Source organism: Fodinibius salsisoli (assembly GCF_026229185.1).
Lineage (GTDB): Bacteria > Bacteroidota > Rhodothermia > Balneolales > Balneolaceae > Fodinibius > Fodinibius salsisoli.
In genome coordinates this window covers 37,058-63,034 of the sequence record NZ_JAGGJA010000002.1, presented here as the reverse complement: position 1 = coordinate 63,034, position 25,977 = coordinate 37,058, and the positions used below count along the sequence as shown (strand labels likewise).

Genomic DNA, 25,977 nt, shown 5'->3' with positions numbered 1-25,977 from the left:
GATCTTGCGGAATTTTTGGAAAGCCGCAAGGCCTTGGATGGTATAAAGGAGAATAACAGTTATTGCACTTAGTGGTAATGTTCATTTGTGCGTTGGCTGGTATCTTTAACACAGCAATCCATTAAAACAAGGATTGAAATCCAAGTGTAGAGAGTTTTGGGCTGTTATCATCTGTTGGAAATTATATCTACCTTGCCAAGGTAAAACGGGATAGATTAAATAATTAAGGTAAAGGGAGTAGGGTATGTCTTCAAAAACGTTTGAGATCGGCTTGGTTATGGCCGGAGCCGTTTCTGCCGGTGCCTATACTGCGGGTGTGATTGATTTTTTGTTGGAAGCTTTAACCGTTTGGGAACACGCCCAAAAAAGAGGAAAGAAAGAAGCACCCCCGCACAAGGTAGAGATCAGTGTTATAGCGGGTGCCTCAGCCGGAGGCATGACCGGCGCCATTCTTACAGCAATGGTTAACGATCGGTTTTCGCCCATCCGGTGCCTGCCTGAACGAGATCCCAATCCAAGTGAAATGCAGGCAAATAAACTCTATAGCTCGTGGGTAGAGCAGATTGATATAGCGGATCTGTTAATGGCCCGGGATCTCAAACAATCGGATGGCAAAGTAAACTCGCTCCTTGATTCCACGGTGCTGGAGGAGATCGCTGATTCGGCTATTCAATTTAACGGAAACGAGGAACGGCCGGACTACATAGCCGAGCAGTTACAGCTGTACCTCACGCTTACGAACCTGCAGGGCGTACCCTATGATATCAATTTTAGGGGAGGGTCCGGTAAAGGACAGACCATTAAGCAGCATACGGATTATTTTCAGTTTCAACTCAGCCTTCAGGAGCCGGCCTCAGGGGAAACGATATGGCTGAATCCCGGTGATGACCAAGCTCCGGGCTGGAAACTGTTGCAAAACGTAGCTTTGGCGACAGGGGCTTTCCCCGGTGGGCTGGCACCACGATTTATCAACCGACCCTTCTCGCATTATAATTTACGGTCATGGCCGATCCCGCAACGCCCTGATAGCGTTGATGCAATGAGTTCAGAGCGTTGTATTGAAATGAGGAACATTAAACCCAGCTGGCCTGCCCATAACCAACAGCAGTTTCACTACCTTTCCGTTGATGGCGGGGTCATGAATAATGAACCCCTGGAGTTGGCTCGGCGCGCTTTGGCAAATGGCCAGCGTAATCCACGGGAGGCCCATCGGGTAAATAAGAGTGTCGTCATGGTTGATCCCTTTCCGAGTGATAACGAAAATGCATTGACATCTGCCGAAGAAATCAAGGATTATGACCTTGTGAGTGTGTTTGGCCAACTGTTTGGCAGCCTGATATCGCAGTCCCGTTTTAAGCCGGATGAACTGATGCTGGCAAATGATGATAATGTGTACAGCCGGTTTTTGATTGCTCCCAGCCGTTATACGAACGGGGATGTTAAAGCAGAATATCCCATTGCTTCGGGTTTTTTTAAGGGCTTTGGTGGATTCATTTCAAGAAAATTCAGGAAGCACGACTTTCAGTTAGGCCGTCGTAACTGTCAACGGTTTTTGCGTAAGTATTTTGTGCTCCCCCTAAATGATGCGCGCCAAAATCCCGTTTTTTCTAATTATTCGGAAGAAGATTTCCAGCGGTTTTCATTTATGGATAACGGACAAAAAAAGCTGCCAATTATTCCGCTGATAGGTGATCTCCAAGAGGAGGAACGTTCACTGCAGTGGGAAGACCTGAAGATGGCAGAAGATGAGCTTGGATCCCTTCGAAGCCAGGTGCATTATCGTAGCCGAAAGGTTATCGACTGTCTGCTCGATCAGTATGTTGAAAATAATTTTAGTCGTAAAATTGCCAAAGTTGTAGCCCGTTTTAAACGCAAGACCATCGTCGATAAGATCATGAGTATGGTTACGGAAGAAATGGACGACTTTGGCCTGAAATAATACTCAGTACTGATGCACTAAAATTGCTATCTATTCGAAATGTTTGCGCTCTTCTTCGAAATCCTCGTCCGACATCAGTCCCTGTTGCCATAGGCCGGTTAGGTAGTCCATCTTTTCCATACTTCCGGGGTCATATTCGGGCTCTTGCGGTTGGGCCTGTTCTTTCTGCTGGTGGCGTTTCTGTTCTGCAGCAATCGCTTTTTGAAGAACGCCCTTCAGCTGGTAGGGCTGCTCCATTCCGTATAATGTCATGGCCGAAGCCGCGGTATGAAGCTTCAGGTCACCGACATCCATTTTTTTCTGCAGCCAGTTTTGCTGAACTTCAACTTTCTGGATACTCAGCAGGTCAACATTTCGTTGGTACTGGTCATCGCGGGAGGTGATTTTATGGTCCGTTATCCAGTAAGAGATCCGGTTTTGCCGCTTCCAGACCCAGAAGATGCCCAGCAGTCCAAGCCCAAAGACGGGGATTAGCAATATGGACAGGGCATAGCCCAGAAGATGATTTTTCCAGCTAATGCCAAGAGTGATACTTTTTGATGCTGATTCTTTTTCAGTCATTCGATTTAAGCCTCAAGTTAAAACGAATAAATGTTTTTTGTAAAGGTAGGTAAAATTTGGGAAATACGAAGGTGAAAAGACTAAGTTTTCCCAAACAGATTTCGTATATTACCACGCTTTATAAAATACCAGTGGATAACAGCCCATTTATTGAACAATGAACTTAAAACCCTGGAAATATATCGTTGCGCTTTGGATGACCGGCGTCATCATTGCAGGCTTCCTGATCCCAATTCCTGACATTCCTATTTTACAGGAATCCGCGCGGAATCTTTTTCTGCATGTACCCATGTGGTTTACGATGGCCGTTTGTTTTGCTGCGGGCTTGGTTTACAGCATCAAATATTTGAATAACCCCGATTTGACGACCGACCGAAAAGCGGAAACGGCTACTCAGGTTGGATTGTTATTTGGTATATGTGGACTCATAACCGGTTCAATATGGGCGCGTTTTACCTGGGGCTCATGGTGGACCTTCGCAGAGCCACGGATGAACTTGTCGGCGCTCGGCATGATGATCTATGTAGGCTACTTTGTATTGCGCACGGCCTTTGAGAATCCAGAAAAACGGGCTAAGATAGCGGCGGTTTTTAATGTTTTTGCGGCAACGACTATTCCTTTCTTGCTTTATATCATACCGCGTCAGCTGCCCAGTTTGCACCCCGGGGCTGAAGGAAATCCGGCGTTTAGTGAAATTACAGCACCGGAATTGCGATATATTTTTTATCCGGCGGTTATAGGATTTATAGCCCTGTCGGTATGGCTGTATGATATCCTGTATCGCTATAAAGAAGTTAAGCATCAACTTGAACATCACCGAGCATGACTTTTTCACTTATTCAGGCACAAGAAGATACCGTTGCGGCCGTTGATACATTAACCAAGTCTTATTCTCCCAACTGGGAGGGTAGTGCAGGCTTTGAACAGGCCGGACCTTTTATTCAGGCAGCAGCCTCATACGATCTTATTTTTATCGTGCTGGCGGTGAGCTTGGTTATCTGGTTTGTATTACTCTTTTTTATGATTCGGGTTGATAAAAAAGTGGGTCGACTGGAAAACGAATTAAAACATTCTAAAAAGCAAACACAGCATGAAACCTAAACTGATCATTGGTATTATCGCGATTGTCGGTTTTACCTCTCTTCTGATGTACAATTTTGGTAACAGCATCAGCACCTACGTGAACTTTGAACAGGCATCCGACATGAACAGTGCGCATGTGGTAGGTAGCTGGGATGATTCCAAAGACCATGGTTTTTCTATGGAGACCAAACGGTTTACCTTTTTTATGAAGGATGAGGCTGGTAATGTTCGGCGCGTTGTTTATCCAAAGTCGAAGCCCAACAACTTTGAGCAGGCTGATCGCCTTGTGGTCATTGGCAAGATGCAGGATGATGTATTCTATGCCGATGAAATGCTCATGAAATGCCCTTCCAAATATAACAATGCCGAAGACGCCCAGTTCGAAAAAGCGAGTGCCGCTAACACCTTGTAGTTTATGATTAAGTTTTTAGGAGAATTTTTTGTTAATGCAGCCTTACTCAGCGCTGTTTTAGCCACCATTGGATACTATTTTCACGCTCAAAATGAAGACGACTCAGACTCTCGTTATTTCAGAATATCCAACTGGCTGTTCGGTATTCAGGGCCTGTTTCTACTGGCGGCATCAGGGCTGTTGGTCTATATTATTCTGACCCACCAGTTTAACTACTATTATGTATACAATTACACAAGTTCAGATCTGCAGCTAAAATATCTGGTATCTGCTTTCTGGGGAGGCCAGGAGGGAAGCTTTATGCTGTGGATCCTGTTTTCCATCTTGGCTGGTCTGGGCCTGATGCGGTGGACGCGCGAGCCTTACAGGGGACCGGTACTTTTCTTCCTGACCCTCACGCAGATTTTCCTGCTCTCTATGGTCTCGGGCATATCCATTGGTGATTTTACGCTGGGTGCTTCTCCTTTCCGCTCACTGGCCGAAGCCATGCCCAATGCTCCTTTCATCCAGTCGAACCCAGATTTTGTGCCCCAAGACGGAAAAGGGCTAAACGACCTTCTCAAAAGTCCGTGGATGATTATTCATCCCCCGATTTTATTTGTCGGCTTCGCAATGATGACCGTTCCGTACTGTTTTGCTATGGCGGCCCTCTGGAAACAAAAATATAACGAGTGGGTCAATCCTGCTTTACCCTGGACACTTGGAGCAAATGTAGCCCTGTTGACGGCCATTTTTCTGGGCGGATACTGGGCCTATGTGACCCTTTCATTCGGCGGATACTGGGCCTGGGATCCGGTGGAAAACGCTTCTTTTGTACCCTGGCTGTTAGGTACGGCGGGTATCCATACCATGATTATCCAGCGCAAGAGTTCTACCTCTCAAAAGGCTTCGATCATCTTTGCTATCCTGGCCTATGTGGCCATTGTGTATGAAACTTTTTTGACGCGGTCAGGTATTTTATCCGATTCATCGGTTCATAGTTTCGTTGACTTGGGCCTATATGGCCAGTTGGTAGTCTTTATGGTGGCCGTGACAGGAGTTGGATTGGGACTTTTCTTTTACCGGTATAAGGATTTACCGGATCAGAAAAACGAGTCTAAGTTGTTGAGTCGGGAGTTTATGACCTTTGCCGGGGCTATGATGCTGTTCCTGATCGGCCTGGTCATTATCCTTGGGACAAGTTCACCCATCATTGGACGCCTGTTTGTTGACAACCCCACACCACCGGAAGTCAGTTTTTACAATGAATGGACCATGCCCATGGCTATGGTGGCGGCTATAATGACGGTGCTTGGGCAATATCTTTTTTGGAAGCGGCAGGATGCAGAATCCCTGGCCGAAGAGCTGACGCTCCCGGTAGCATTGACGTGCGTAGTAACGCTTGCTTCCATCATCATTGGTGAAGTGCGGGATGTGTATTACATGGTTTACCTGTTGACGGCATGGTTCGCCCTGATTGGTAATGCCGTTATTATGATTCGCCTGATTATGCAACAACCTCTGCTGATCGGGGGAACCCTTTCGCACGTAGGATTTGCAGTGCTACTGCTCGGTATCCTGGCTTCCTCAGCCTATAACAGTCATTTACTGGATGATACCACCAAACGATATAACGACGCCATCCGGAGTGGAGAAGTAACCGACGAGGATGGGTTGAGAGTAACGCAGCCGGTTAATTTTCTTGAATTAAAGCTTAATGAACCTAAGCGCGTAAACGATAAGTATGTGGTAACCTATGAGGGATATACCCTCAAGAACCAAGAGCGGCCCGGACAGCAGGCCTACCGAATTAAATTTGAGCCGGCGGACGGTGAAGGCGAGCAGTTTGTGCTGAACCCACAGGTGTATCCTATGCTGTCAACATCGACGGCCCAGAATATCCAGTGGTCGGTGGATCCGGATGTCTACTCGGGGCTGTTGAGTGACATCTATTTGTATGTTTCCGGCAGCTCTTATGTTGAGCAGCGGAACGAACAGGCCAAAGAGCAGGCCGCCACGCCGGCGGCTGCAAGCCAGCTAGATAGCATGGAAACCCAAAAAATTAAGATTAAGCGGGGAGGCACAGCATCCATTGGCGCATTTGACCTGGAGTTGAAGGATTATAAGCAGGTAGCCGACGATGAGCTACAGGACAGCACCATGGTGGCGGTTAGGGCAGAGCTGAATATTATCCAACGGGGAAGTGATAGTGCGGTCTCCGTCAATCCCTTATTTTCAGTATATCAGAAAGACGGTAAAAATTGGTCCTATGCGCCCCCTGTTTCTATTCCCGGCCATAAAGGAACGGTACAATTTAGCAATATTGACCCTTCCTCGGGTGAGCTTGAATTGACCTTCCGCGGTGTCGATCAGGAAGTTCAGGAGCAGTGGGTGTTGCTTGTGGCTGAAGAGAAGCCGTTTATTTCGGTCGTTTGGTTAGGCACCTTCTTGCTGATGGGAGGCTTTAGCATATCCATTTTCCGACACTGGGATCGCGAGCGGAAGAAAGCTTAATATTATTAATTACGCGACTGTGCTATGCCGCGATATAAAATGTCGGTCGAATACAACGGGGCAGCCTACTGCGGGTGGCAGAAACAACCCAATGCCGTTACCGTAGAAGGGGAGATTGAAGCGGCCCTGCAGCGTATCCTGGGAGAGCCGGTAGATATTATTGGCCAGGGCCGTACCGACAGCGGCGTACATGCTGAGGGGCAGACGGCTCATTTTGATATGCCGACCTCCTTGGATTGCGACCAGCTTCAGTATGCGTTGCTGGGCGTCTTGCCCCATGATATTGCCGTGTGGGAATTGCAGCAGGTTTCGGATGATTTTCACGCTCGTTTTGATGCTACTTCTCGCCAGTATCGATATCAAATTGCCCGACGACCGCGACCACTCCTAAAAGATACTTCTATCCTTGTGTTACAAGATTTAGATCTGGAAGTGATGACCCACTGTGCCCAACTGATAGAGGGAACACATAATTTTGATAGCTTTACGAAGCCAGACAATCAGAATCCGAATTCGAAGTGTGATGTAAGGCAGTCGCGTTTTGAACAACTGGATGATATGCTGATTTATCGTATTGAGGCCAACCGGTTTGTACGCCATTTGGTTCGCCGCCTCGCAGGCACCATCTTAGAGGTGGGGAAGGGCAAACGAAGTGTGGCTGAGTTTGAAGATATGATCCAGGAACCCAGTAAAAATAAGCATGGACATGGAGCCGCTGCCAAGGGGTTGATACTGGAGAAGGTTCGATATCGAAAAAAATAAAAAAATCCTTGACTTAAATATCTATAATTATGTATATTTGTGCTCTTTGAAAACGGAAACATGTTGGTTTCCAAACGGGTATATTCCTCGGTAGCTCAGTGGCAGAGCAATCGGCTGTTAACCGATCGGTCGTAGGTTCGAATCCTACCCGGGGAGCCATCACATAATGAAGTGCGAACTGGTAGGTCATTTTGCTTATCAGTATCGCACTTTTTTATTTCAGCCCATTCTGCTTCAAGGTATTCGTCACACACATAAGAGATGATAATTTCCCCCTCACCTGTATAACTACCGTCTTTATTTTGTACTGTTGATTCTACCTCTCTAATCAATGTCTGAACTAATTCTTTTTGCTGATCTAAATTTCTATCATTTAATTCTTGATTGAATTCCTCAATTATCTCAGTATGGGAAGAATCGTCAATAATTCGTGAATTTTTGATTTGATCCAATTCTTCTTTAATACTTTTTATTTCTGAATCCAGATCATAACGTTGCGATTTATATTTAGTAAGTCTTTCTTCCCAAAGTTCTTTGTTTGATGGATTATCCAAAATTGTATTCATAGTTTGTTCGATCTCTGTCTGAATCCTATTCCTGTTATTTTGGACAGCACGAAGTTTTGAATTTAATTCATCCATTCGATCTTCTGCATTAAATTCAACTCTCTTTTTGAAAGCTTTCAACAGTTTAGGTTGTTTCAGAAATACTTCTAAAGTATTAATAGCAAAATCATCAACTTTTTTAAAAGGAAGGCTCTTAGGATTATGATTTTTTGATTTACCTTCTTTATTCTTTTTTACACACTTGTAATAGTAATATTTTTTATCACTTTTCTTGGTATAGGTGGGGGTCATGGAATGGTCGCATAATCCGCAATTAATTATTCCTTCCAATAGATTTGGAGAATTTCCTTTTGAATACTTCTTAGAATTATTGTCATTAGATGAACGAATCTGTTGAGCTTTCTGAAATTTCTCTTTCGGTACTATGGATTCAAACTTCGTTTCAAAATAATTGTCCTCATATTCAAATTCACCGATATATAGTCGTCTTTTCAATATACTGTAGAGAGAATTTGTAGTGAATTTGCTACCACCTCGAACTCTACCTTCTTTAGTTACCCACTGTTTATTACGATATCCCTGGTTATTTAGGATTCTTCTAATTTGTGGTACTGACTTATGTTTTAGATATAAGTCAAAAATATAATTAACTGTATCAGCTTCCTCTTCATTTACTAAAAGCTTGTTATTTTTTCTGTCATATCCTAAAGGGATATAACCACCTGTCCAGAAACCATTTTTAATTGCAGTAGCCCTTTGCTCTCTTGTTCTTTTTGAATTCATATCACTTTCAAACTGAGCAAAAACCATCAACATGTTTCGCATGGTTTTCCCCATTAAATTAGTAGTGTCAATAGATTGAGTTGCGAAAGAAATTTCGACACCCCACCTATTCAAATCCTCAATTAAATTATGAAAATCTTTAATGCTTCGACTTATTCGATCTAGTCGTGTTGTAACAATTAGATCAAATTTACCTAATTTAGCATCTTTGAGTAATTGCTGAAGTGCTGGGCGATCAAGGTTACGTCCAGATTTGGTATCTGTATATATTTCATAGAAATTATATTCAGACTCAGAAATCCAAGATCTACATAACTGCTCTTGAGTATCATGAGAACTTTGATTGTTTTTAGTTTTGGTTTGATCAAAAGTAGATACTCGACAGTAAATTGCGGCTTTTTTTGACATACGAAATAATTATATGATAGGTAACACTATGGGTGACAATGAATAGTTTAAAAATTTGTACGTTTTCATAAAACTATATATGCAGAGAATATTCGTTCATTGCAATAAAGAAATTTCCTACTAAATTTAGTTCTGGATCTATTTTCAAAAGCTTCCATTGGAATCTGAGATTCTGAAGTGAGGTCTGAATGGCAAGATGTTGTGGTTTTGCAAAGCCTTCTTAAAATTTGATCTGCTGATTAACTGTATGGATGAGAAACTAAGTTCCTTCAGTCAGTGTGAATTTGATATCGATATTTTCTCTTTTAGTAAGATTGGCTACTTCCAGGAAATCATTTTTTTGAGAGGGTGGAGCATAAACCATCATTTCAAAAAAGAATATTATTTCAATCAAGTCACCTATTGATATTCCCTTTACATAAGAAATTATAGCATGAATGAATTTGAAATAAAATTTGGGGAATTAGAAGAGGAAGTTCAGGTAAGTGGGAAACCAGTAGTCGAAGTAATAAATGAATTTTAGGAGCATAATTACTGGTTGGTAAAATGCTGGGACTCAAGATTCATTTTCCAGGAGGGAGATGATGATAAGATAACTGAAAATGTAGGAGGATTAGAAGATCTGAATGATACTATAAAATAAAGGTTTCAATAACATTAATCATTAATTAATGACAAATAAAAAGGCTCTCATATAGAAAATATGAAAGCCTTTTTTGTATCTAACTCTAACTGAGCCCTGAATCAATTAGAGCTATAAAAATACAAAAAGTTTGAATTATTAAACATTAAATCTATTTCATCAACAGATAATTAACCATGTTGAAAAGGAAATGATCATCAACCATCATAGTAGAAACTTTTTATACTCTCTTTCAAAACCCTTCTCCCAAAAAAACTTTTCTCAGGGATGTACTGAAATTTATAAGCAATTGAAATCTAAACAAGAAAAAAGGAACAATATGGTCTATACTAGGCGTGTTAGTATCTATTTCTCTGAATCAAAGTTTGATCTGCCTAAGTAGATGACTTCCTGTTCATTTCGCTCATTGAGATAAGCTACTACATCAGATTTATTAATAGTCTTCTGAACTATGCATTTTGTTTTATTGGCAGTAGCATAATTTCTTCTGTAATCATCTCGATAGAATTTTGCTACTTCTTCATCGAGAGTCCAGCTAATCCCAAATTCATCTGAATCCCTTTCCTGAACAGTCATACCCCTGTAAATAGTGATCTTATCATCAAGGTTATTAAGAAATTCTCTTTCTTCATCAGTCATTAGATACTTTTTTTTGCTTCTATTCGATCCAAAAACTGTTTTTATTATATTTTTATATCTGTATGTATTGTCAGTGCAGGTGTAAAATTGGGGCAACCAATTCCAGTACTGCTGATCACTTAATTTAGGAGCTATTTCAAGAAAGTTATCAAATCTATTACTGTCATCTACTCCAATTCCAATACAAAATTTACTGATTTCATCATCTGTTAATTGATCCTTCTCATCCAACAGAGCGTATCTTTCTTGAATTATTTTTTGAACTTTATAATTTTCTTTTTCTCTTAGCTTCAGAAACTTATCAAGGGAGTAACTTTTCTTTATAGCTTGTTGATCTATCATGATATTTAATGAACTTTTGCTAATTGATTCTCGACTTCATTTGATAGAATAGGATACACTTCAGCAATTTCATTGAGGATGATTTTCTTCAATCTCGATTGGCCTATCATGTGATATTTCATTAATTCATCTTTAGAGACTTCACTCTCATTTACATATCTGGTAACATAATCATAAATACTGCAATTATGCCTGATATGATTAACATAGTCTTTATGCATCCTTTCATTTGAAATAGATTTATCTCTTGAAGGGTGGCTGTATCCGTTATGTCTTTTATATTCAGTACAAATGTCATTGATAAGCTTTGATTCTTTCTGTTTTTTTATTTTTACATCAAAATCATAATTAATAATATCATCGATTAATTGTGAGGCTCCTATCTTATCAAGTTTTTTAAATTTTTTTCTTTTTTATTCTCTTCTTGTTTAACTGCTTCTATAAGCTTATTAAATTCTCGATCTGTCACAATATTGGTACTATTTATTGGTGTTACTTTTAATTTATTTTTGATTCAATCTCTTGCCAATTCATTTCTTCTATTCTATCACTCTTGATTAGTTGATCAATTGCATTAATAGTTCTATAAACGTCTGAATGATCTTTTAGCTCTGCTTGATAAGCAAAATCGTCATGTACCCATAAAGAAAAATGCCCTGCATAAAAATTATAAGATATTTGAATATCATCAGAGTATATCATATTCATTTCTGTTTCATCTACAGTTCCTACGTCATTCCAGGCTTCCACAGTCTCAGATTCAATTTCACAATTGAGAGATTCTAAATAATCTTCATATTGTTGATAGAATTCATACTCTAAATCTTCCCCTCTCTCTTTATATTTTTCGGCTTCCGTTTTTTCTATTCTCTCGTCAGGGATATCATAATTATCAAACAAAAATCGGTATGCTCTAACATATATATTTGGGAAAGTACCAGCATGTTGTCTTCTAATTGACTTAATCAAATATGGAATGCTTTTATCTCTGTACCAAGTTACATTATATATTAATGCTAGCTTCTTTAACTCTTTATGAGATAGATCATTTATAGAAACAGTTTGAATGAATTGGTTAAGCTTTTTCTTTTCTCCTGGTTCTAATTCTGTTTTAGTACAATACATTGCTCTATGTTTTTTAAATTAACTTATATTTAATAGTTGTAAATTTTCAATGACTGTATATAACGAGGTAGATTAAATATTATTATTAAATAATTTATTTAAAAATAGCTTTTAAACTAAAAACAAACTAAATTTAGTTTTCTTTACTATCCATTTAAGTGTGGGTGGGTTTGTAGGTAGGGGTAAGTGTTGAATAGCTCTTAGATATGCTGGTTACGCTATGTATATAAAAGGAAAAAGACATGAAGTGATTAACTCCATGCCTTTAGATTGCAGGCTGAAATTCCACTAACAGCCTGATTAAATACCCTGTTAAAAGTAATTATAGTGCTTCTATCCTTGTTGGTATATCAAGACCGTGTATTCTCTTCGCAGTTAATTGAACTTCTATTTGAGTTTCAATTTCATGATGCTCAGGTACTATTACTCCATCATGTAATCCTATAAATTCTATGTCATTATCTACCAAATACTGGCATACATTTTTCAACATGATTTCACTTTCTATTTTTTGATTCATGTTGGAATAATTCTTTGTGGAGTTGGATCTGATAGTATTGATTTTTTTCATAACTTTAGGGAAGCAATTACTCATCATTGCCAGAAATTCAAACTTGTTATAATCGAATAGCTCATTATCAAAATTGAAGACTGTTCTATACCAACCTTTCAATTCAGATCTTGTATATCCAAATCTATCTGCTAAAGCATCATAAATGGTTGAACTCATTGCCAGAAACATAAATACTATATACTCCTGTTTATCTGAGTTTAACAGATTTTCAAAATCAGGATCATGTTCTATAATCTCTACATGGTCAATGATGTTATTGTAATTATCAGATAAATCAAGAACTCCATGTCTATCATGTTGAATCATCTCAGACAATTGATCAATGATATACTGTTTATCTTCTTCATCTGAATTTTGCATATACAGAGTTAATGATCTACTTATACTATTAAGTGATTCTTTTTCTTTATTAGTAAGATCAGCAGGAAGCATAGTTGACAGTGTATAAGCATGACAATTGCTGATTTCTATTAGCTTGTATGTAGTGTTCTCTCTTTCTTTATAATAGAGATATTTCTTAAGCTCTGATTTTACAAAAGTCTCAGGTGTGTACATCCTATTACCTTTTCCACTGAAGGTGAAATAATCAGCATTCAAGTAAGTTTGTATATTTTCTTCATATTCTTCTTTGAGGTTGTTAGGGATTGCATCTACATCTAGTCTCCATCCATCAAATTGATCTCTGAGCCTCTTAATATATTTAGGGTATGTTGTACCTCTCTGGAGGGTATCTATTCCATTATACTTGTTGTAAAGATCCTCAGCGATAGTTAATCTTTTCTCTAGGAGAGGTATATCTTGGGAATATAATCTAGGATGAACTCTATATCCTTTTGATTTTGAACCTTTTTTCTGAGCTTCAAGAGTCCAGTAAGATTTATCTACCTCAATTATCTTTTCACTTTTGAGAAAATCAATGATCAGTTCTCTATATCTAGAATCATATATTCTTTCTTGAATTTTTGAATGAGACTCAAAGAATAAAATGTAATCATAACCCTTTTCATGCATATGAGTATAATTGTTATAGGCTCCTTTATATCTCCATTCTGATAGGTATAGATCATGTATGAATAGTTTGATTTTTAATAAAATATCATATGAAGAAGAGATGAGTTTTCCTATCATTTTGTCAGGGTTCTCTTCTACTTTTTCATGTCTATTCTCGAATCTTTTACTATATTTCTTACAAAAGGTATAATAGTATCCTGAGTATAGAAAGGTTCTTAGTTTTTCCTCATATTCTATATTTGGGATTGTAATATATTGGTACTTCATGTTTATGTTTAATGTGGAATTTATGTTTGAAATCTATGTTTACCTATAGATCAAACGAGTTTCCACTAAAAATTATTTGATTTTTTATTGCCAATATTCCCAAAAATACCAATAATGAAGCTATACATCTTTTAAAAGTATAAATTAGTTCTGTCATTTTTTGTTTTTGACAGAACATCATTATATATACATACTTATTTTATATACTCTCTGAATATTATTTTTCTATATATTTTTTATAGAGATAAATAACGATTGTTGATTACTGTAGAGTTCTTAATGAAAGATGAATAATTGTGAGTCCTAGGATTGACTAGTCTGGACCCTTATAGATAACTCAATTACTAATAGAAATAGGGGTACATCAAGAGATCTGTACTTAAGTAGTACCAATGCCTGCCTAAAAAATCGGCTCTTATGGGTAAGATATAAAGTTTAGAATATGGATTACTACAGGTATTAAACTTAATTAAAAAAAGAAATAAATACTGCTAAATTGTCATATACTATTATCTAAGATAATGAATAATTAATACCAGATTCAGAAATTTTAATCCGTCATTAAAATCCTAAATATGATTAAATACTTAGATCAAAAGATAGACAGGTTTGCCCAGGTTGTAGTTGAATTTTATTTTGACATGAAATCTCAGATTCAGAGTAAGGAAACTGTAGAGAATGATGAAAGCGTCTGCTAATATTATTATCAACAATGGGAGGGGGGATATTCAAGGTTTTTAGGATCTTTGTACCCATAGGTAGGTCAGCCTATGAATATAAAATTTAGGGGCTTTAGAATCGAAATATTAGTTCATTTTAAACTGGCCTTCTCTCCAAAGATCGTTGATATAACTAGCCTTTATATTTTTCCGTAATTTTAAAATATCCTGCTTATCAGCACGTTTTGAATTCTTATCCTCTCCAGGTGATATAAGCAGTTTATAATATTGTTTCTTATGAAATTTTTTGATCTGGTCTAACCGAAATTCCTCCTGGATAACAATGTCCTTCAATGGATTATTATTCATAGCATCAATGAAAATATCAGCTCTTTTCTCACTTAACTGCCTATAAATTAACCTGACATTCAGTAGGCACTGATAGGCCCTTAGCCTAGAGTTTAATATTTCAGCTTTATTAGACTTATCCATACAAAAAAACTACTAGTTTTTTCTCTCTTTAAGTACTTCCAGGACCTCTTCTTCCAGGGCTTCCTTAAACGAACTTATCTTATCTGTATTTATTTTCTTGGATGAAATGGATGGCAGGGGGAGGTCAATTATTGATCTTGATTCGAGTAAATCAGATAACTCCTGAGACTCGTATTCCAACGCTTCCTTAAGGGCAACTAATAGTCGTTCTTCATTTCCTAATTGATGGTAAAAAAATTGCATGATTGATAGTTTCCGAAGCATTATTACCCCTTGATTAAATATTCAATGTCAGTAGCCAATATTCTTTCTCAACTGTTTAATCTACTTTAATGATTTCTATTCTAACCTTGTGGTACTGATCCCCTTTTGTACAACGAAATCCACTGGTATAGATACTAGAACTGATTCCAGTGAAGGCTTTCTTTGACCTATTTACGACTCCGTGGACAGGGCAGGACTGATAATAATATCCTCGCCCATCCTCAAATGAGATTACTTCTGCTCCCTCCAAAGCAATGGCCTTATAAGTTGGTTCGGTAGATTCATCCTGAGGGAATACAGAGTTCTTAGGTTGTGTTTTATCCGCCTTGGTGGTATTTACTTTGTCTGGGTCAGGTGATTTATCTGGATTGGTACATGAAAGGCAACAGATACATATAAATGCTGTAAATAGAATACTCAATAATTTCATACACATACATTATTGTTTATTGGCAAGAAGAGTTACTAACGTATTAAGATTTATTACCGATAGTGTGTATTATTCCTCCTATTCCAACCATTAGAAGGCCTCCCACAGTATACATTGTAGTTTCAATGCTTGAAGCATCCATACCACCTTTTACAGCACTGATAAAAGTTAGTAGGGCTCCTATGCCCATAATAACATGTGCACCCATATTCGTAGTTTCTGATTCTTGATTACTCATGATTTTTATATTTAATCAGTTAATAACTACGATTTCATCTTAGTCAGTAAGTTGATGGTATCCTGAAAATATCGATCAACTTTATTGCTATAAGGTTTTATGATGTTTTCTACATCTTCGGTTTTATCCGTTGATACACTAACAAGTTTTATCAGAAGTAGAATTTCTACAGCACTACCCCATAACACTAACTGCGATATATTACGACCACTGTCAATCATAAATCCTGCTATGATGATAAAAACTACAAGAACACCTAAAACAGCAAGGGTTAAATGAATACTTAATTCATTCTTTTTCATTACATCTCCAAGCCTCTCCATAATTATTTTTTCATAAGCAATGCCTGTTATGCGAACGGTATATTTAAGTCGTTCCATGTATGTTTTATCATGCCTTGATGCCCCGGAAACCACCTTTCCTATATGATTTTTATACTCTTTAAGTTTAGGGATTATTGAATCTACAAATTCATTATCAATGTTATATAACTTTACCTTTTTCAGGATAGATCGAATTTCTGGTAGATTCAAAGGATCACAATCTCCTATATACTTGTAAATTTCTTTACCTTCCAGTTCCTGAGCCAATTGCTCTATCTTATGATTAGCTTTTAATGTATCTAGTTGATATATAATCTCATCTTCAAAAAACTTTTGATCGGATATATTTTCTAAAAAATAAATTAATGTTTCACTTTGCTTTTCTGATAAAGGCAGAGATACATATTTAGCATCAGTAAATAGATTATCCTTAAATAACACAGAGTGATAATGACGTAACTCTTCTAGCAATAACTCACGATGACTGTTTTCATCACGTATCTTTTTTAGCTCCTTTTCAAGTTTATTAAAATCATATTTATCCCCCTTTCTATAGTTGTTTATGAGCCTTCCTATCGTGGAAATTGTGACACGATTCTCATCTACAAAAAGATCCATGTCCTTCATATAGCTATCAAATACTTCATAGCACTTTTGATGTTTGTGAATAGAAGAGCTTAGCTTATTATTTAGCTTAGATAAATAGTCATGAAAATTGATGTCTTTAATGACATCTTTACGTGAATCAATATAGGCAAGTACACAACTGGCCTTATAAAGATCTTTGCCTCTCTGAAATTCACTTTGATAATCCGAGTTCTGTATTTTTTCAAGAAGCTGAGATAATTTGGGGGTAATATTTAATAACTCTCCAGTTAATTCTTCCCTTTTCTTTTTTTCCTCCTTTAAGGACTCTTGTTCTTTCTTTAGTAATTCTATCTCCTTTTTCTTGAGATCATTTTCTTCCTTCTGGAGCTGGGCAGTTTTAGCTTGGAGTTGAGCTAATGCCTTTTGTCTTTTTGCAATTTGTTGGTTTTGCAAGGCATTGACTGCAAGCCCTGCAATTCCAATTTTTCCTTTATTCTTTTCAAAAAAACTGTCGTCTCTTCCCATGAGTATCTCCTTTATAAATTAAATATTCTGATGCCCTTGGTAGTCTTAATAGGGTATTATAAGCCAACGTAAAATGTATATTTTACACATCATAATATATAGTAAATATATTTTAACTTGGCAAGTACCCTGTTCACTTATTTCGTCTCGCTGTGTATCTATTCATCTATGGAAAAACAGCAAGTACAAAACATATTTGGTGAAGTGATATACGAAATAAGGATGGATAAAAATCTCAAACAATCCGAAGTGGCTGAAAAGGGGAGGATGGATGTAACCTATATTTCCGACTTAGAGAGGGGGAAGTATATGCCATCCCTGTTTACCGTTCTAAAGTTGGCAAAAGGGCTAGAAGTTATACCAACCAAATTAATAAGTGCACTTCAGGAAAAGATGAATGCTTCTGAATAATTATTGAGTATTAGATTGAAGAAATTAACAATGTGTTTGGTTCTGACATCTTTTACTTGGTTCATAACAATCCTGTAGTATTAAAAGTCTTGACACATTTCGAACTCTAGTAAGGCTTTATTCTTGTCATTTTTCTTTCTATCAATCATTCCTCTATAAAACTCTATGACATGGTAATATTCTGATCTCCCTGATATTCCCTTAACTTTTTTGATTTGGAGCTCAGAAAAGGTTTCTAAAAATTTATTTGTAAGGATAGGATGCTGAATCTCCAAATAGACCTCATATTCATCATAAAGCCAGGTTCGAAAGCATATAGTTTTGATATACCGGGATAATACTCGTGCAGAATAGCTATAAGGGTTATCTTGGGTAACTTTTAAATTATCTCGATAGATGTTGGTCATATTGTGGTGAAAGGGTAGGAGAGTACAATCAAACCAATTGTCATATTCATGTCTCGTGGAAATATAAACCAGCTTGTTTACATTGATTTGCTCTAAATGACCAGCAAACTTTTCCTTAGATCCACTTCTAAGTAAGCCCAGGTTTGCTGGTGTCAACAATTGTCTTCTGGCATGTTTATAAGTGTCATTGATTAATTTGTTGAGTAATTCTGTTTTAAGCATTTTTGTATTTAGCGATGAATAAAAATCATTTGTTTTAATTATAGCTAACTTTGAAAATGCTACAAAAAATTGAGAATAAGTTTATTAAAATCTGTTCGGAAAGGAAGGGGATAGTTTTATCTATTTCACGGTTTGTAGTCTCTAACTTCGATATACAAAAAACATTTATAGATGCTGATTAAGCCATTTAAATAATATTTCCAAGTGAATTTAACGTTTTGTATATATTAAATAATATTAATAGAGATAATTATTTATTTGAGTTATATATACAATATTAGGAGAGGGGATAATATATAAATTTAATCATTATGGAAGTTCTAATTTTATTATTGGTTATTGGGGTAGTTTTTGTCTTTTTCATCATGAAAGGTGAAAGTGGTAAATCATTTTATAAAAATAGAAAAGAAATCCACAAAACTGTTAAGCAAAAAGGAGGGATGTATGAATTGTACAAAGATTTTGTTGACTATTTTAAGGAACAGGATTTTCAGCTAAGAGAAATAAATAAAGATTCCTTATATCTTCATTATGGAACTTGGGATGGAAAAGTTGGAATTCAAATCATACAAATAACTCCAACAGAGGCTGAAATTGTAATGGGATGTGAATTACCTTCAGGACAATCACATGAAGGTTCTATCAAAGTAAATATTGATGAAGATCAAGAGACGATGATTCATAGACTTATCGGTAATTTTTCAAATGATGAATTGGTAGATTTCAAAAATACAGGGCTAAAATTGAATAGGGATTAATTCTTTGTTATCAAATACAACTTTCATCTTATCAAAGATTATGTTTTCATTTTTTAAACGAGACAAAAACAAAAAAACACCAATTCAAGAGCATTTAAGTGACTTTCAAAATGATCTTAGCAAAAATCAAAAAGTTGCTATCATTGCAAGTTTATTTATTATAGCAAAATCAGATGGTATTCATTTAAATGAAGGAGGGTATATCGCAAAAATAACTGAAGTATTAGACTTAAATGAGGATGATCCAGCATTTGTTGAACTTGCTCAAAAAGGCCATCATGAAATAATAAAACACTTAGATAGCCTGAGTGATTTGCAAAAGGATTGGTACATTCTGGCTGTTCATGGTCTAATCTCAAGTGATGGAGAAATAACTGAAAGAGAGGTGAATTTCGCAATGGGTTTTTGCAAGGATATTGGTATAACAGAAGAGGAGTATATAATCATGATTAAGAAAACAGAAGGGTTGTATAAATGACACCATCAATAAAATTTTAAATAAAGGATTTTTGAGCTTCTGAGATCAATTCTTCATTTATATTCAAATATTTTATTCGTCAAAAATTAATGCTGATGCTTATCTATAAGGTATTTATACGGCATTATGTAATCATAATATAAATGAGTTAAATATTCTCAACATTCATTATGAATAAGTTTTTCCCTCTTCTCTTATTATTGACAATTTTCATTTCATGCTCAAATGTAGATTTCTTGAGATATACTGATCAAACTTTTGAACCCACTAAAGAAGTCAAAGTTTTTCAAACAAATCCGCCAGAAAAAGATTACATGGAATTGGGACTCCTTTCTGCTGAAGCAGGAAATGATGCAATTGTTGATTTAAAGAATAAAGCTAAAGAAATAGGTGCAAATGCTATTATAATTCTGGGTGAAAGAAATAAAGGAACAGTTGCAATGCCTGTTGGAGATATGGCCTATGGTGTACCTATTAATGAGCTTGAAGCTGTTGCAATCAGGTATAAAAATAATCAATAATTGACCAGCGAATTAAGCGGACATATTTCGTTAGAACTTGCTACTTTTGTCTTTTTAACTCATCGTTCATTATTTAACAATTCAATTTTATTGCGTGCGCACCTTATGCGCCAATCGTTAGGTTTCTTTTCCATAAAATTAATCTCCAAAATTCATCAAGAAAATGAATATATCTAAGTTGTTAGTAAATAAACTCGAAGAAACTCTTGATCATTTTTCGCAAAATGAATTGGCTTATCTGGCTCTGACATCAAAAATTGAAATGCCTATCCGCGACAAAGTTGCATTTCAAATACAAAAAGAGCTTAATTCTGAAGGTTTTATTGCTAGTAGAGAATGGATTTATGATAGAAAGCGCTGTGACTTAGCTATCTTAAATCAAGATCATCCTATTGCTCTTATCGAATTCAAGGCCATGTATCACTTTGATGTCTTATTAAACAACAGCAGGCCGAATAAATTTGAAACAGAAATTGAAAAGGATGTCCAGAAATCAAAAAATATTTCTTGGCCTAAAACAAAAATATTTGAAGTTTTACTCTCCACAAATCCTAAAAGACAAATAAAAAAGCAATTAAAGGGAATAGTTAAATACTATTCAGATATTAATCGATCTTTAAGAAAGGTTGACTCTCCACAAATAATCGATGAAGAAGTAAATTTAAGGGTAAATAATTGGTATAAGGATCACACTGTTGAGACAGGATTAATAAAATGTGGCGAGAGTCTTAATATACCAACAGAACTCAGGTATTGGGTAATTGGCCCATTTAATTAAAAATCGCAGTTGTTTAATAATGAATTCTTTGAAAAATATCGAAGAAGAGGTTTGGGTAGCTGAAGAAAACCCCACCCTAACTAAAAAGCTATTTCCTCAAAATAAGAAAGCCATCTTTTCATATTTAACAAATAGTCATGAATTCACCGATTACGTTTATTCAGCCTATATCATAGATCAAGATAATACTTATCAACCAATAATCGGCTGGGCGGGAGCGGCCAAAGAAATAACATTTATCGGACAAACAAATCGGTTTAGAAAATTTATTAAAAATAAAATACCTGTCAGTCGAAAGCGATTAGCTTTTTACTTTTCATTGTTTACTCAATCCTTTGAAGCAAAAACTAATACTCTTTCACTTTTTAGAAAAGAGGATGATCAAACTCTGATTACTGATAAATTATTTCCAGAAACTGATGGACTTATTATGTGGCGCCATCAAATGGAAAAATTATTTCAACATATTGGCTTCTCTAAAAAAGAAGCTCAAAGAATACAGAAACAATATCAGCAAGGCCTAAAAAAAGAAACAGCCAGAAAGTTACGGGAAATTAAAATTGATTCGTTATCACTATATAAAATTCTACAAACTCGTGTTCCACCCAGAAAAGCGAGTAAATTGAATTACTCTACATCTAAATATTTTTATGATCACTTTGTTAAACCAAAACTAAATTAGAAGAAACCTAACCTATATATGGCCTCCAATGTCAATAGGCTATAGCAATTCCGGGCAAGAAAAATATCTCCTCGCCTAATTGATCTCGATATCCTATCTGTAGTTGTTTGCTACAGGCAGTATTCAACAACAGTTTGTCCTAAATGTAGTTCCAAGTTAGTTGAGAGAATAGTCAAAAAAGGACCCAATGCTGGTACGAAATTTCTTGGATGCAAAAACTTTCCGAAATGTCGATTTACCAGAAACGCATAATTAGTGTTTATATGGGCAGATCTCGCCATTTGCTTTGTCTCCCTTGTATTTAATAGTTAAACTTTCATTTATAAATAATTTTAACACGTTGGCACCTGCAGGTTTTGCGCAAGGCCGTTAGGTGTAAAACTGAAGCAAAAAAACTTAATATGAGTGAAAAAGAAGATTCCGATAGAGAACTAATATCATTTAATGAGTTTTTAGAGTCTATCCCACCCACACAGCTCAGAGAAGTTGAAAATATTTCAAAACAAAAATGGACAAGAGGTAGTGGACCACCAACAGCATATAATGCAATTCAACCTCCCGATTTACAATTGCATTGTGAAAGCAAACATTGTGGAGGAAAGCGTTATTTTAGGTGTGAACACATGTCTGAAACTAGAGTTGGCAGTAAGGGATATACAGATACCTTCTTAACTTATAGATGTGATAATTGTAAAAAGAGTTTCAAAACCTACTCAATTTCCATAAAACTTTTTGAGGGCGAACAATCTGGAGAAATTTTTAAGTTTGGTGAATATCCTACATTTGGTCCACGAATTCCCTCACGAGTTATCAGTCTAATTGGTCCAGACAGACAGTTATTTTTAAAAGGTAGAAGAGCTGAAAATCAAGGACTTGGAATTGGAGCTTTTTCGTATTACAGAAGAGTAGTTGAAAATCAAAAAAATAGAATCATTCGAGAAATAATTAGGGTTGCAGATAGAATTGGTGCAGATGACCAAATGATTGAGAATTTAAAGGAAGCTGAAAAAGAAACTCAGTTTAGTAAATCTGTAGAGCTCATTAAAGATGGAATTCCAGAGTCGCTACTAATCCAAGGTCATCATAATCCACTTACCTTATTACACTCGGCATTAAGTGAGGGATTACATGCTGATACAGATGCTGATTGTTTGAGTTATGCCAGTAGCATAAGAATAGTATTGACAGATTTAGCTGAAAAACTTTCACAAGCTTTAAAAGACAATCAAAAATTAAAAGAAGCTGTTTCTAGCCTATTAAATAAGAATAATAACGAAGGGTAAATTTACAGCTAACCCGCGAATTAAGGGGACACACTTCGTCTAGCCTTGCCACTTTCTAGCTTTTTAGCTTTCCGTTCATTATTTATCAACTCAACATTCATTCATGTGCACTTTATGTGCAAGGTCGTTAAAGGCTAATTACATATATGGAGTTTCGCATAAAGTTTCTATAGATAGGGCTATTAGTGTTATGACAATGTTGGGCTCAACTAACTTAATAGTTAAGATAAGTTGGAATAATCAAGTAATTGAAATACAGATGTGTTTATGAATGAAATCATCTTAATTGGAACAGCTCATAAAGAACGTGGCATTTGTAACTCGAATGAATTGTACAGAATCATTGAACAAATTAGTCCTGAAATAATTTTTGAAGAACTTTCTTCCAACGGATTTACCGCAATTTATGAAGGGTCACGTACCGATACCTTAGAAACAAAAACAATCAAGAGATACGTCCAAAAATATCCTCTTACTCATTTTCCTGTGGACTTGGATGGAAATGAATTTGTTAACATACGTTTTAAGAATGATATTGATAAAATGTTTGACATATTCTACCATAATCAGGAATACAGATACTTATCAAGTCAACATGAAAAATGCTCGGAACGATTTGGTTTTCCATATTTGAATAGTATTCAATGTATAGAGTTATTGGGACGAACGCATTCTTTAGAAGCAGATATACTAAGGATAATGAATCATAGAAAATTGTCCCAAATATATAATGACTGGTTGTATATTCATGACAAACGAGAAAAAGAAATGATTAATAATATTTATAGTTATAGCAATCAAGAGAAATATAGTAAGGCTTTATTTCTTATAGGTGCGGAGCATAGAAAATCAATAATTGACAAAATCCCATTTTTTGAAAAGAACAATAAGTTAGTTCTTAACTGGAATTTCAATTATTTTGATTAATCACAAAGAGTCAAGTGCGATAGCCATTCTATATAAAAAACGACATATAACCCCAGGTTGAGCGGACGTGCCTCGCCCTTCTCTGCTGATTTTTAGTTTTTCAATTTCTGTAGTACATTTTGTTATTAAATCGACGTTGGCGTGCTTTCAGCTTATGTGCTATGTCGTTAGCTGGCCTATTAAATTAATAGTTCCTCTCTTGAATTACAGAAAGCTCAAATATCGCTTTAGCCTTTTGAATAGAACCTTAAATACCCAAATATCAACAAGTGGGATTCCAGAAGGTCTATTATGGAATGATCGATCGGCAATGCTCAATGATCATCTTTATTTTTGTCTTTCAAAATCGTGTCGGTCTTTAAAGGCTATAAGAATACTATATGATGAAAAACTATTTGAAGATAGTTTAACTTTATTAAGAAGTGTTTATGAAGCGTACTTATCGATGCGGTATGTATCTGAAACAAATGATCAGAATGTATTTGACTACTTAATAATGAATCCAATTTCATTAAAAGTAGGTGCTTTAGAACCCTTAGAAAGTAATGGCAAGATTATAAAGGGGAAATTAGTCGATACAAAGACTGGAAAAGTACGTGATCATAAATTCATATTACCAAGTGAACTATCTAAAAAAACAGGATATGATTTAGATAACAAGGTGCATCAATATCTTTATAACTTTTTAAATAATTATTCTCATACTAATTTTTCTACTTTAGGTCATTTTCTTGATATGACTGATGCTCCAGAATTTTCAGCTACAAGTGATATTTCAGAAAGTCCGACCGTATTAATTCTTAGCCTTTACTTAGCTACACTTCTACTTGTTGAATTGGAAAAATTTGAAGATTTAGATCCTCCTGATATTAAATCGGTTTGTCGACAAGTTTTAGGAGCTACCGAATTAATCAATTACACAATCAATAAACTTGATCTAGAAAAAGATGATAAATTATACTTGTTGATAGTAGAACGATTAAAAATAGCATTAAAGGAATCCATCAAGGAATCATATTTAAATCCAAGTTCTTCTGACAAAAAAAGAATTAACAGAATTTCTCCTGATATAATACCAGCCAGCTAACCAGAATATCTACACAGATGTGCCTCGCCGTTGGTAACAAGTTTTAATTCATCAATTTCTATAGTACATTATTCATATAAATCAACGTTGGTCTGCATGTCAATTATGAGTGGAGGTGTTAGGCGTAACCCAAAACTAAAATCATAGTTTATTTTGAGAGGCTTAGAATTCATCATTGTAGATCCTGAAATACCAGAAGGAAGATTTGAATGGGGAATGGAGCGAAATCAAATCTTTGATCTTTATTACAAAGCCGAAGAACTTTTCGAAGTCAAAGAATTTGAAAAGGCAGAAGAAATTTATAAGACTGTCATCGATAAAGATCCAGAATTTATTGATGCTTATGTCTCATTAGGTTATATAGATCGGAAAATTGGAAATCATGAAAAAGCATATAATATATTCCAAAAGGGTTATGAAATAGGTAATCAATTAATTCCTGAAAAATTTAATGGGGAAATAATCTGGGGATTTATAGATAACCGCCCATTTTTAAGAGCAGTAAAAGGACTTGGACTTAGTTCTTTGAGTACAGGTAAACCAGAGGAAGCAATAGAACTTTTTCAGAGTTTATTAAACTTCAATTCTAATGACAATCAAGGGGTCAGGTATTTGCTGGGCGATGCCTTTCTAAATGCAGGATACTTTGATAAAGCTGAAAAAATATTTTCAGAAAATCTTGATTTCAGTCCTAATCGATATAACTATGCATTGATTTTAGTTGTCCAAAACAAGTTGCTTTCAGCTATTACTCAATTTAGAAAAGCGTTTTTAGACAATGTTTATATCGCGGAGTTCTTAGTAAATGAAACTCCCAAAGTCGATTACTTTTCTAAGAGGTTTAGCAATTATCATATGCTTGAAACCGCATTTAGTTATCTGAAAAATAATCCTTTTTTATGGTCAAATAACCCAAAATCCTTTTCGATCCTTAATTTCTTGTTTAATCATGAAAAAGTGATTGAGGATATTGAGCAGTATTATTCGCTAAAAAATAAATTAGCTGATATAGAAGGAATTGAAGAATGTAAGATGAATAAGCGTAAGTCATTTTTGAGAAAGATTGATGCCTTTCAAGCAACAATAACAGAAAAATCTTCTTCTGTATTTTTAGAAGAAATAAAAGGAAAAAAGATAGTATAAAGTTACTCATTAAACGGACACGCCTTGCCTGGGATTGTCAGGTTTTTGGTTTTTTAGCTCTCCGTTCTTTATTCATCAATTAACATTTTTTTGTACGCACCTTATGCGCATTGCCGTTAGTACGCTTTGAATTTTTACATAAAATAGCATCAA

The 25,977-nt window shown here is 36.0% G+C and carries 26 protein-coding genes, 1 tRNA gene and 2 pseudogenes; 18 read left to right on the top strand and 11 right to left on the bottom strand.

Features of this window, described 5'->3' with window-relative positions:
- Nucleotides 1-244 precede the first annotated feature (244 nt).
- Nucleotides 245-1,939: a patatin-like phospholipase family protein gene (locus J6I44_RS03090; protein WP_265764493.1), complete on the top strand. Its 1,695-nt coding sequence runs from the start codon at nt 245-247 to the stop codon at nt 1,937-1,939.
- Between the two features lie 30 nt (nt 1,940-1,969).
- Here J6I44_RS03090 and J6I44_RS03085 read toward each other — a convergent pair whose 3' ends face one another.
- On the bottom strand, nt 1,970-2,500 hold the full coding sequence (locus tag J6I44_RS03085) for a PH domain-containing protein (RefSeq protein WP_265764492.1): 531 nt from the start codon (nt 2,498-2,500) through the stop codon (nt 1,970-1,972).
- A gap of 157 nt (nt 2,501-2,657) precedes the next feature.
- Here J6I44_RS03085 and ccsA point away from each other — a divergent pair, with 157 nt between their 5' ends.
- From ccsA to J6I44_RS03055, 6 genes are all read left to right on the top strand, one after another.
- Entirely contained in the window at nt 2,658-3,326 is a 669-nt protein-coding gene (gene ccsA / locus J6I44_RS03080; RefSeq protein WP_265764491.1) for a cytochrome c biogenesis protein CcsA, read from the top strand.
- Complete coding sequence (locus J6I44_RS03075) at nt 3,323-3,601, top strand: CcmD family protein (RefSeq protein ID WP_265764489.1); 279 nt, start codon at nt 3,323-3,325, stop codon at nt 3,599-3,601. The genes ccsA and J6I44_RS03075 overlap by 4 nt, the downstream gene beginning before the upstream one ends.
- Nucleotides 3,591-3,995 (top strand): cytochrome c maturation protein CcmE domain-containing protein, encoded by a 405-nt coding sequence (locus tag J6I44_RS03070; protein WP_265764487.1) that lies wholly within the window; start codon nt 3,591-3,593, stop codon nt 3,993-3,995. Before J6I44_RS03075 ends, J6I44_RS03070 begins: the two co-directional genes overlap by 11 nt.
- A gap of 3 nt (nt 3,996-3,998) precedes the next feature.
- Nucleotides 3,999-6,488 (top strand): heme lyase CcmF/NrfE family subunit, encoded by a 2,490-nt coding sequence (locus tag J6I44_RS03065; protein WP_265764486.1) that lies wholly within the window; start codon nt 3,999-4,001, stop codon nt 6,486-6,488.
- A 24-nt stretch (nt 6,489-6,512) separates the two neighbouring features.
- On the top strand, nt 6,513-7,250 hold the full coding sequence (gene truA / locus J6I44_RS03060; RefSeq protein WP_265764485.1) for a tRNA pseudouridine(38-40) synthase TruA: 738 nt from the start codon (nt 6,513-6,515) through the stop codon (nt 7,248-7,250).
- Nucleotides 7,251-7,334: 84 nt separating this feature from the next.
- Nucleotides 7,335-7,409, top strand: a tRNA-Asn gene (locus tag J6I44_RS03055).
- Nucleotides 7,410-7,981: 572 nt separating this feature from the next.
- On the opposite strand, the pseudogene J6I44_RS20775 reads toward J6I44_RS03055, so the two are convergent.
- The 9 genes and pseudogenes from J6I44_RS20775 to J6I44_RS03015 all read right to left on the bottom strand — a co-directional run.
- Nucleotides 7,982-9,007, bottom strand: a pseudogene (locus J6I44_RS20775) (recombinase family protein); the annotation flags it as partial.
- Between the two features lie 988 nt (nt 9,008-9,995).
- A complete protein-coding gene (locus tag J6I44_RS03050) occupies nt 9,996-10,631 on the bottom strand; it encodes a hypothetical protein (protein ID WP_265764483.1) in 636 nt (211 codons plus the stop codon).
- A gap of 498 nt (nt 10,632-11,129) precedes the next feature.
- A complete protein-coding gene (locus tag J6I44_RS03045; protein WP_265764482.1) occupies nt 11,130-11,756 on the bottom strand; it encodes a hypothetical protein in 627 nt (208 codons plus the stop codon).
- Nucleotides 11,757-12,078: 322 nt separating this feature from the next.
- Entirely contained in the window at nt 12,079-13,608 is a 1,530-nt protein-coding gene (locus tag J6I44_RS03040; protein ID WP_265764481.1) for a hypothetical protein, read from the bottom strand.
- An 806-nt stretch (nt 13,609-14,414) separates the two neighbouring features.
- Complete coding sequence (locus J6I44_RS03035; protein WP_265764480.1) at nt 14,415-14,759, bottom strand: hypothetical protein; 345 nt, start codon at nt 14,757-14,759, stop codon at nt 14,415-14,417.
- A gap of 12 nt (nt 14,760-14,771) precedes the next feature.
- On the bottom strand, nt 14,772-15,002 hold the full coding sequence (locus tag J6I44_RS03030; RefSeq protein WP_265764479.1) for a hypothetical protein: 231 nt from the start codon (nt 15,000-15,002) through the stop codon (nt 14,772-14,774).
- Between the two features lie 76 nt (nt 15,003-15,078).
- Nucleotides 15,079-15,453, bottom strand: a complete 375-nt coding sequence (locus J6I44_RS03025) for a hypothetical protein (RefSeq protein WP_265764478.1) — start codon at nt 15,451-15,453, stop codon at nt 15,079-15,081.
- Between the two features lie 43 nt (nt 15,454-15,496).
- Nucleotides 15,497-15,691 (bottom strand): hypothetical protein, encoded by a 195-nt coding sequence (locus tag J6I44_RS03020; RefSeq protein ID WP_265764477.1) that lies wholly within the window; start codon nt 15,689-15,691, stop codon nt 15,497-15,499.
- Between the two features lie 26 nt (nt 15,692-15,717).
- Entirely contained in the window at nt 15,718-17,127 is a 1,410-nt protein-coding gene (locus J6I44_RS03015) for a hypothetical protein (RefSeq protein WP_265764476.1), read from the bottom strand.
- A gap of 168 nt (nt 17,128-17,295) precedes the next feature.
- Between J6I44_RS03015 and J6I44_RS03010 the strand changes: the two genes are divergently transcribed.
- The gene (locus J6I44_RS03010) at nt 17,296-17,538 is read left to right on the top strand and encodes a helix-turn-helix domain-containing protein (protein ID WP_265764475.1); all 243 of its coding nucleotides are present in this window, start codon (nt 17,296-17,298) and stop codon (nt 17,536-17,538) included.
- Nucleotides 17,539-17,618: 80 nt separating this feature from the next.
- Here the strand turns inward: J6I44_RS03010 and J6I44_RS03005 are convergent, their stop codons facing one another.
- Nucleotides 17,619-18,167: a hypothetical protein gene (locus J6I44_RS03005; protein ID WP_265764473.1), complete on the bottom strand. Its 549-nt coding sequence runs from the start codon at nt 18,165-18,167 to the stop codon at nt 17,619-17,621.
- A gap of 311 nt (nt 18,168-18,478) precedes the next feature.
- Between J6I44_RS03005 and J6I44_RS03000 the strand changes: the two genes are divergently transcribed.
- The 10 genes and pseudogenes from J6I44_RS03000 to J6I44_RS02960 all read left to right on the top strand — a co-directional run bounded on the left by J6I44_RS03000 (nt 18,479) and on the right by J6I44_RS02960 (nt 25,824).
- On the top strand, nt 18,479-18,925 hold the full coding sequence (locus J6I44_RS03000) for a hypothetical protein (RefSeq protein WP_265764472.1): 447 nt from the start codon (nt 18,479-18,481) through the stop codon (nt 18,923-18,925).
- 40 nt (nt 18,926-18,965) lie between these two features.
- Nucleotides 18,966-19,403, top strand: coding sequence for a hypothetical protein (locus tag J6I44_RS02995; RefSeq protein WP_265764471.1), 438 nt, complete (start codon nt 18,966-18,968; stop codon nt 19,401-19,403).
- 170 nt (nt 19,404-19,573) lie between these two features.
- On the top strand, nt 19,574-19,924 hold the full coding sequence (locus tag J6I44_RS02990; protein ID WP_265764470.1) for a YbjQ family protein: 351 nt from the start codon (nt 19,574-19,576) through the stop codon (nt 19,922-19,924).
- Between the two features lie 163 nt (nt 19,925-20,087).
- Nucleotides 20,088-20,702, top strand: a complete 615-nt coding sequence (locus J6I44_RS02985; RefSeq protein ID WP_265764469.1) for a hypothetical protein — start codon at nt 20,088-20,090, stop codon at nt 20,700-20,702.
- A 28-nt stretch (nt 20,703-20,730) separates the two neighbouring features.
- Nucleotides 20,731-21,384 carry a hypothetical protein gene (locus J6I44_RS02980; RefSeq protein ID WP_265764468.1) on the top strand — a complete coding sequence of 218 codons (654 nt, stop codon included), beginning with the start codon at nt 20,731-20,733 and terminating at the stop codon, nt 21,382-21,384.
- 135 nt (nt 21,385-21,519) lie between these two features.
- Nucleotides 21,520-21,636 (top strand): annotated as a pseudogene (locus tag J6I44_RS21000) (topoisomerase DNA-binding C4 zinc finger domain-containing protein); the annotation flags it as partial.
- 149 nt (nt 21,637-21,785) lie between these two features.
- On the top strand, nt 21,786-22,667 hold the full coding sequence (locus J6I44_RS02975) for a DUF1062 domain-containing protein (protein WP_265764467.1): 882 nt from the start codon (nt 21,786-21,788) through the stop codon (nt 22,665-22,667).
- Between the two features lie 267 nt (nt 22,668-22,934).
- A complete protein-coding gene (locus tag J6I44_RS02970) occupies nt 22,935-23,594 on the top strand; it encodes a hypothetical protein (protein WP_265764466.1) in 660 nt (219 codons plus the stop codon).
- 199 nt (nt 23,595-23,793) lie between these two features.
- Nucleotides 23,794-24,681: a DUF5677 domain-containing protein gene (locus J6I44_RS02965; protein ID WP_265764465.1), complete on the top strand. Its 888-nt coding sequence runs from the start codon at nt 23,794-23,796 to the stop codon at nt 24,679-24,681.
- 153 nt (nt 24,682-24,834) lie between these two features.
- The gene (locus J6I44_RS02960) at nt 24,835-25,824 is read left to right on the top strand and encodes a tetratricopeptide repeat protein (RefSeq protein WP_265764464.1); all 990 of its coding nucleotides are present in this window, start codon (nt 24,835-24,837) and stop codon (nt 25,822-25,824) included.
- The last annotated feature ends 153 nt before the right edge of the window (nt 25,825-25,977 follow it).

Excerpts from the sequence above, each read along its gene's own strand:
- J6I44_RS03090 (WP_265764493.1), top strand. The coding sequence starts at position 245 with ATGTCTTCAAAAACGTTTGAGATCGGCTTGGTTATGGCCGGAGCCGTT.
- J6I44_RS03085 (WP_265764492.1), bottom strand. The coding sequence starts at position 2,500 with ATGACTGAAAAAGAATCAGCATCAAAAAGTATCACTCTTGGCATTAGC.
- ccsA (WP_265764491.1), top strand. The coding sequence starts at position 2,658 with ATGAACTTAAAACCCTGGAAATATATCGTTGCGCTTTGGATGACCGGC.
- J6I44_RS03075 (WP_265764489.1), top strand. The coding sequence starts at position 3,323 with ATGACTTTTTCACTTATTCAGGCACAAGAAGATACCGTTGCGGCCGTT.
- J6I44_RS03070 (WP_265764487.1), top strand. The coding sequence starts at position 3,591 with ATGAAACCTAAACTGATCATTGGTATTATCGCGATTGTCGGTTTTACC.
- J6I44_RS03065 (WP_265764486.1), top strand. The coding sequence starts at position 3,999 with ATGATTAAGTTTTTAGGAGAATTTTTTGTTAATGCAGCCTTACTCAGC.
- truA (WP_265764485.1), top strand. The coding sequence starts at position 6,513 with ATGCCGCGATATAAAATGTCGGTCGAATACAACGGGGCAGCCTACTGC.
- J6I44_RS03050 (WP_265764483.1), bottom strand. The coding sequence starts at position 10,631 with ATGATAGATCAACAAGCTATAAAGAAAAGTTACTCCCTTGATAAGTTT.
- J6I44_RS03045 (WP_265764482.1), bottom strand. The coding sequence starts at position 11,756 with ATGTATTGTACTAAAACAGAATTAGAACCAGGAGAAAAGAAAAAGCTT.
- J6I44_RS03040 (WP_265764481.1), bottom strand. The coding sequence starts at position 13,608 with ATGAAGTACCAATATATTACAATCCCAAATATAGAATATGAGGAAAAA.
- J6I44_RS03035 (WP_265764480.1), bottom strand. The coding sequence starts at position 14,759 with ATGGATAAGTCTAATAAAGCTGAAATATTAAACTCTAGGCTAAGGGCC.
- J6I44_RS03030 (WP_265764479.1), bottom strand. The coding sequence starts at position 15,002 with ATGCAATTTTTTTACCATCAATTAGGAAATGAAGAACGACTATTAGTT.
- J6I44_RS03025 (WP_265764478.1), bottom strand. The coding sequence starts at position 15,453 with ATGAAATTATTGAGTATTCTATTTACAGCATTTATATGTATCTGTTGC.
- J6I44_RS03020 (WP_265764477.1), bottom strand. The coding sequence starts at position 15,691 with ATGAGTAATCAAGAATCAGAAACTACGAATATGGGTGCACATGTTATT.
- J6I44_RS03015 (WP_265764476.1), bottom strand. The coding sequence starts at position 17,127 with ATGGGAAGAGACGACAGTTTTTTTGAAAAGAATAAAGGAAAAATTGGA.
- J6I44_RS03010 (WP_265764475.1), top strand. The coding sequence starts at position 17,296 with ATGGAAAAACAGCAAGTACAAAACATATTTGGTGAAGTGATATACGAA.
- J6I44_RS03005 (WP_265764473.1), bottom strand. The coding sequence starts at position 18,167 with ATGCTTAAAACAGAATTACTCAACAAATTAATCAATGACACTTATAAA.
- J6I44_RS03000 (WP_265764472.1), top strand. The coding sequence starts at position 18,479 with ATGGAAGTTCTAATTTTATTATTGGTTATTGGGGTAGTTTTTGTCTTT.
- J6I44_RS02995 (WP_265764471.1), top strand. The coding sequence starts at position 18,966 with ATGTTTTCATTTTTTAAACGAGACAAAAACAAAAAAACACCAATTCAA.
- J6I44_RS02990 (WP_265764470.1), top strand. The coding sequence starts at position 19,574 with ATGAATAAGTTTTTCCCTCTTCTCTTATTATTGACAATTTTCATTTCA.
- J6I44_RS02985 (WP_265764469.1), top strand. The coding sequence starts at position 20,088 with ATGAATATATCTAAGTTGTTAGTAAATAAACTCGAAGAAACTCTTGAT.
- J6I44_RS02975 (WP_265764467.1), top strand. The coding sequence starts at position 21,786 with ATGAGTGAAAAAGAAGATTCCGATAGAGAACTAATATCATTTAATGAG.
- J6I44_RS02970 (WP_265764466.1), top strand. The coding sequence starts at position 22,935 with ATGAATGAAATCATCTTAATTGGAACAGCTCATAAAGAACGTGGCATT.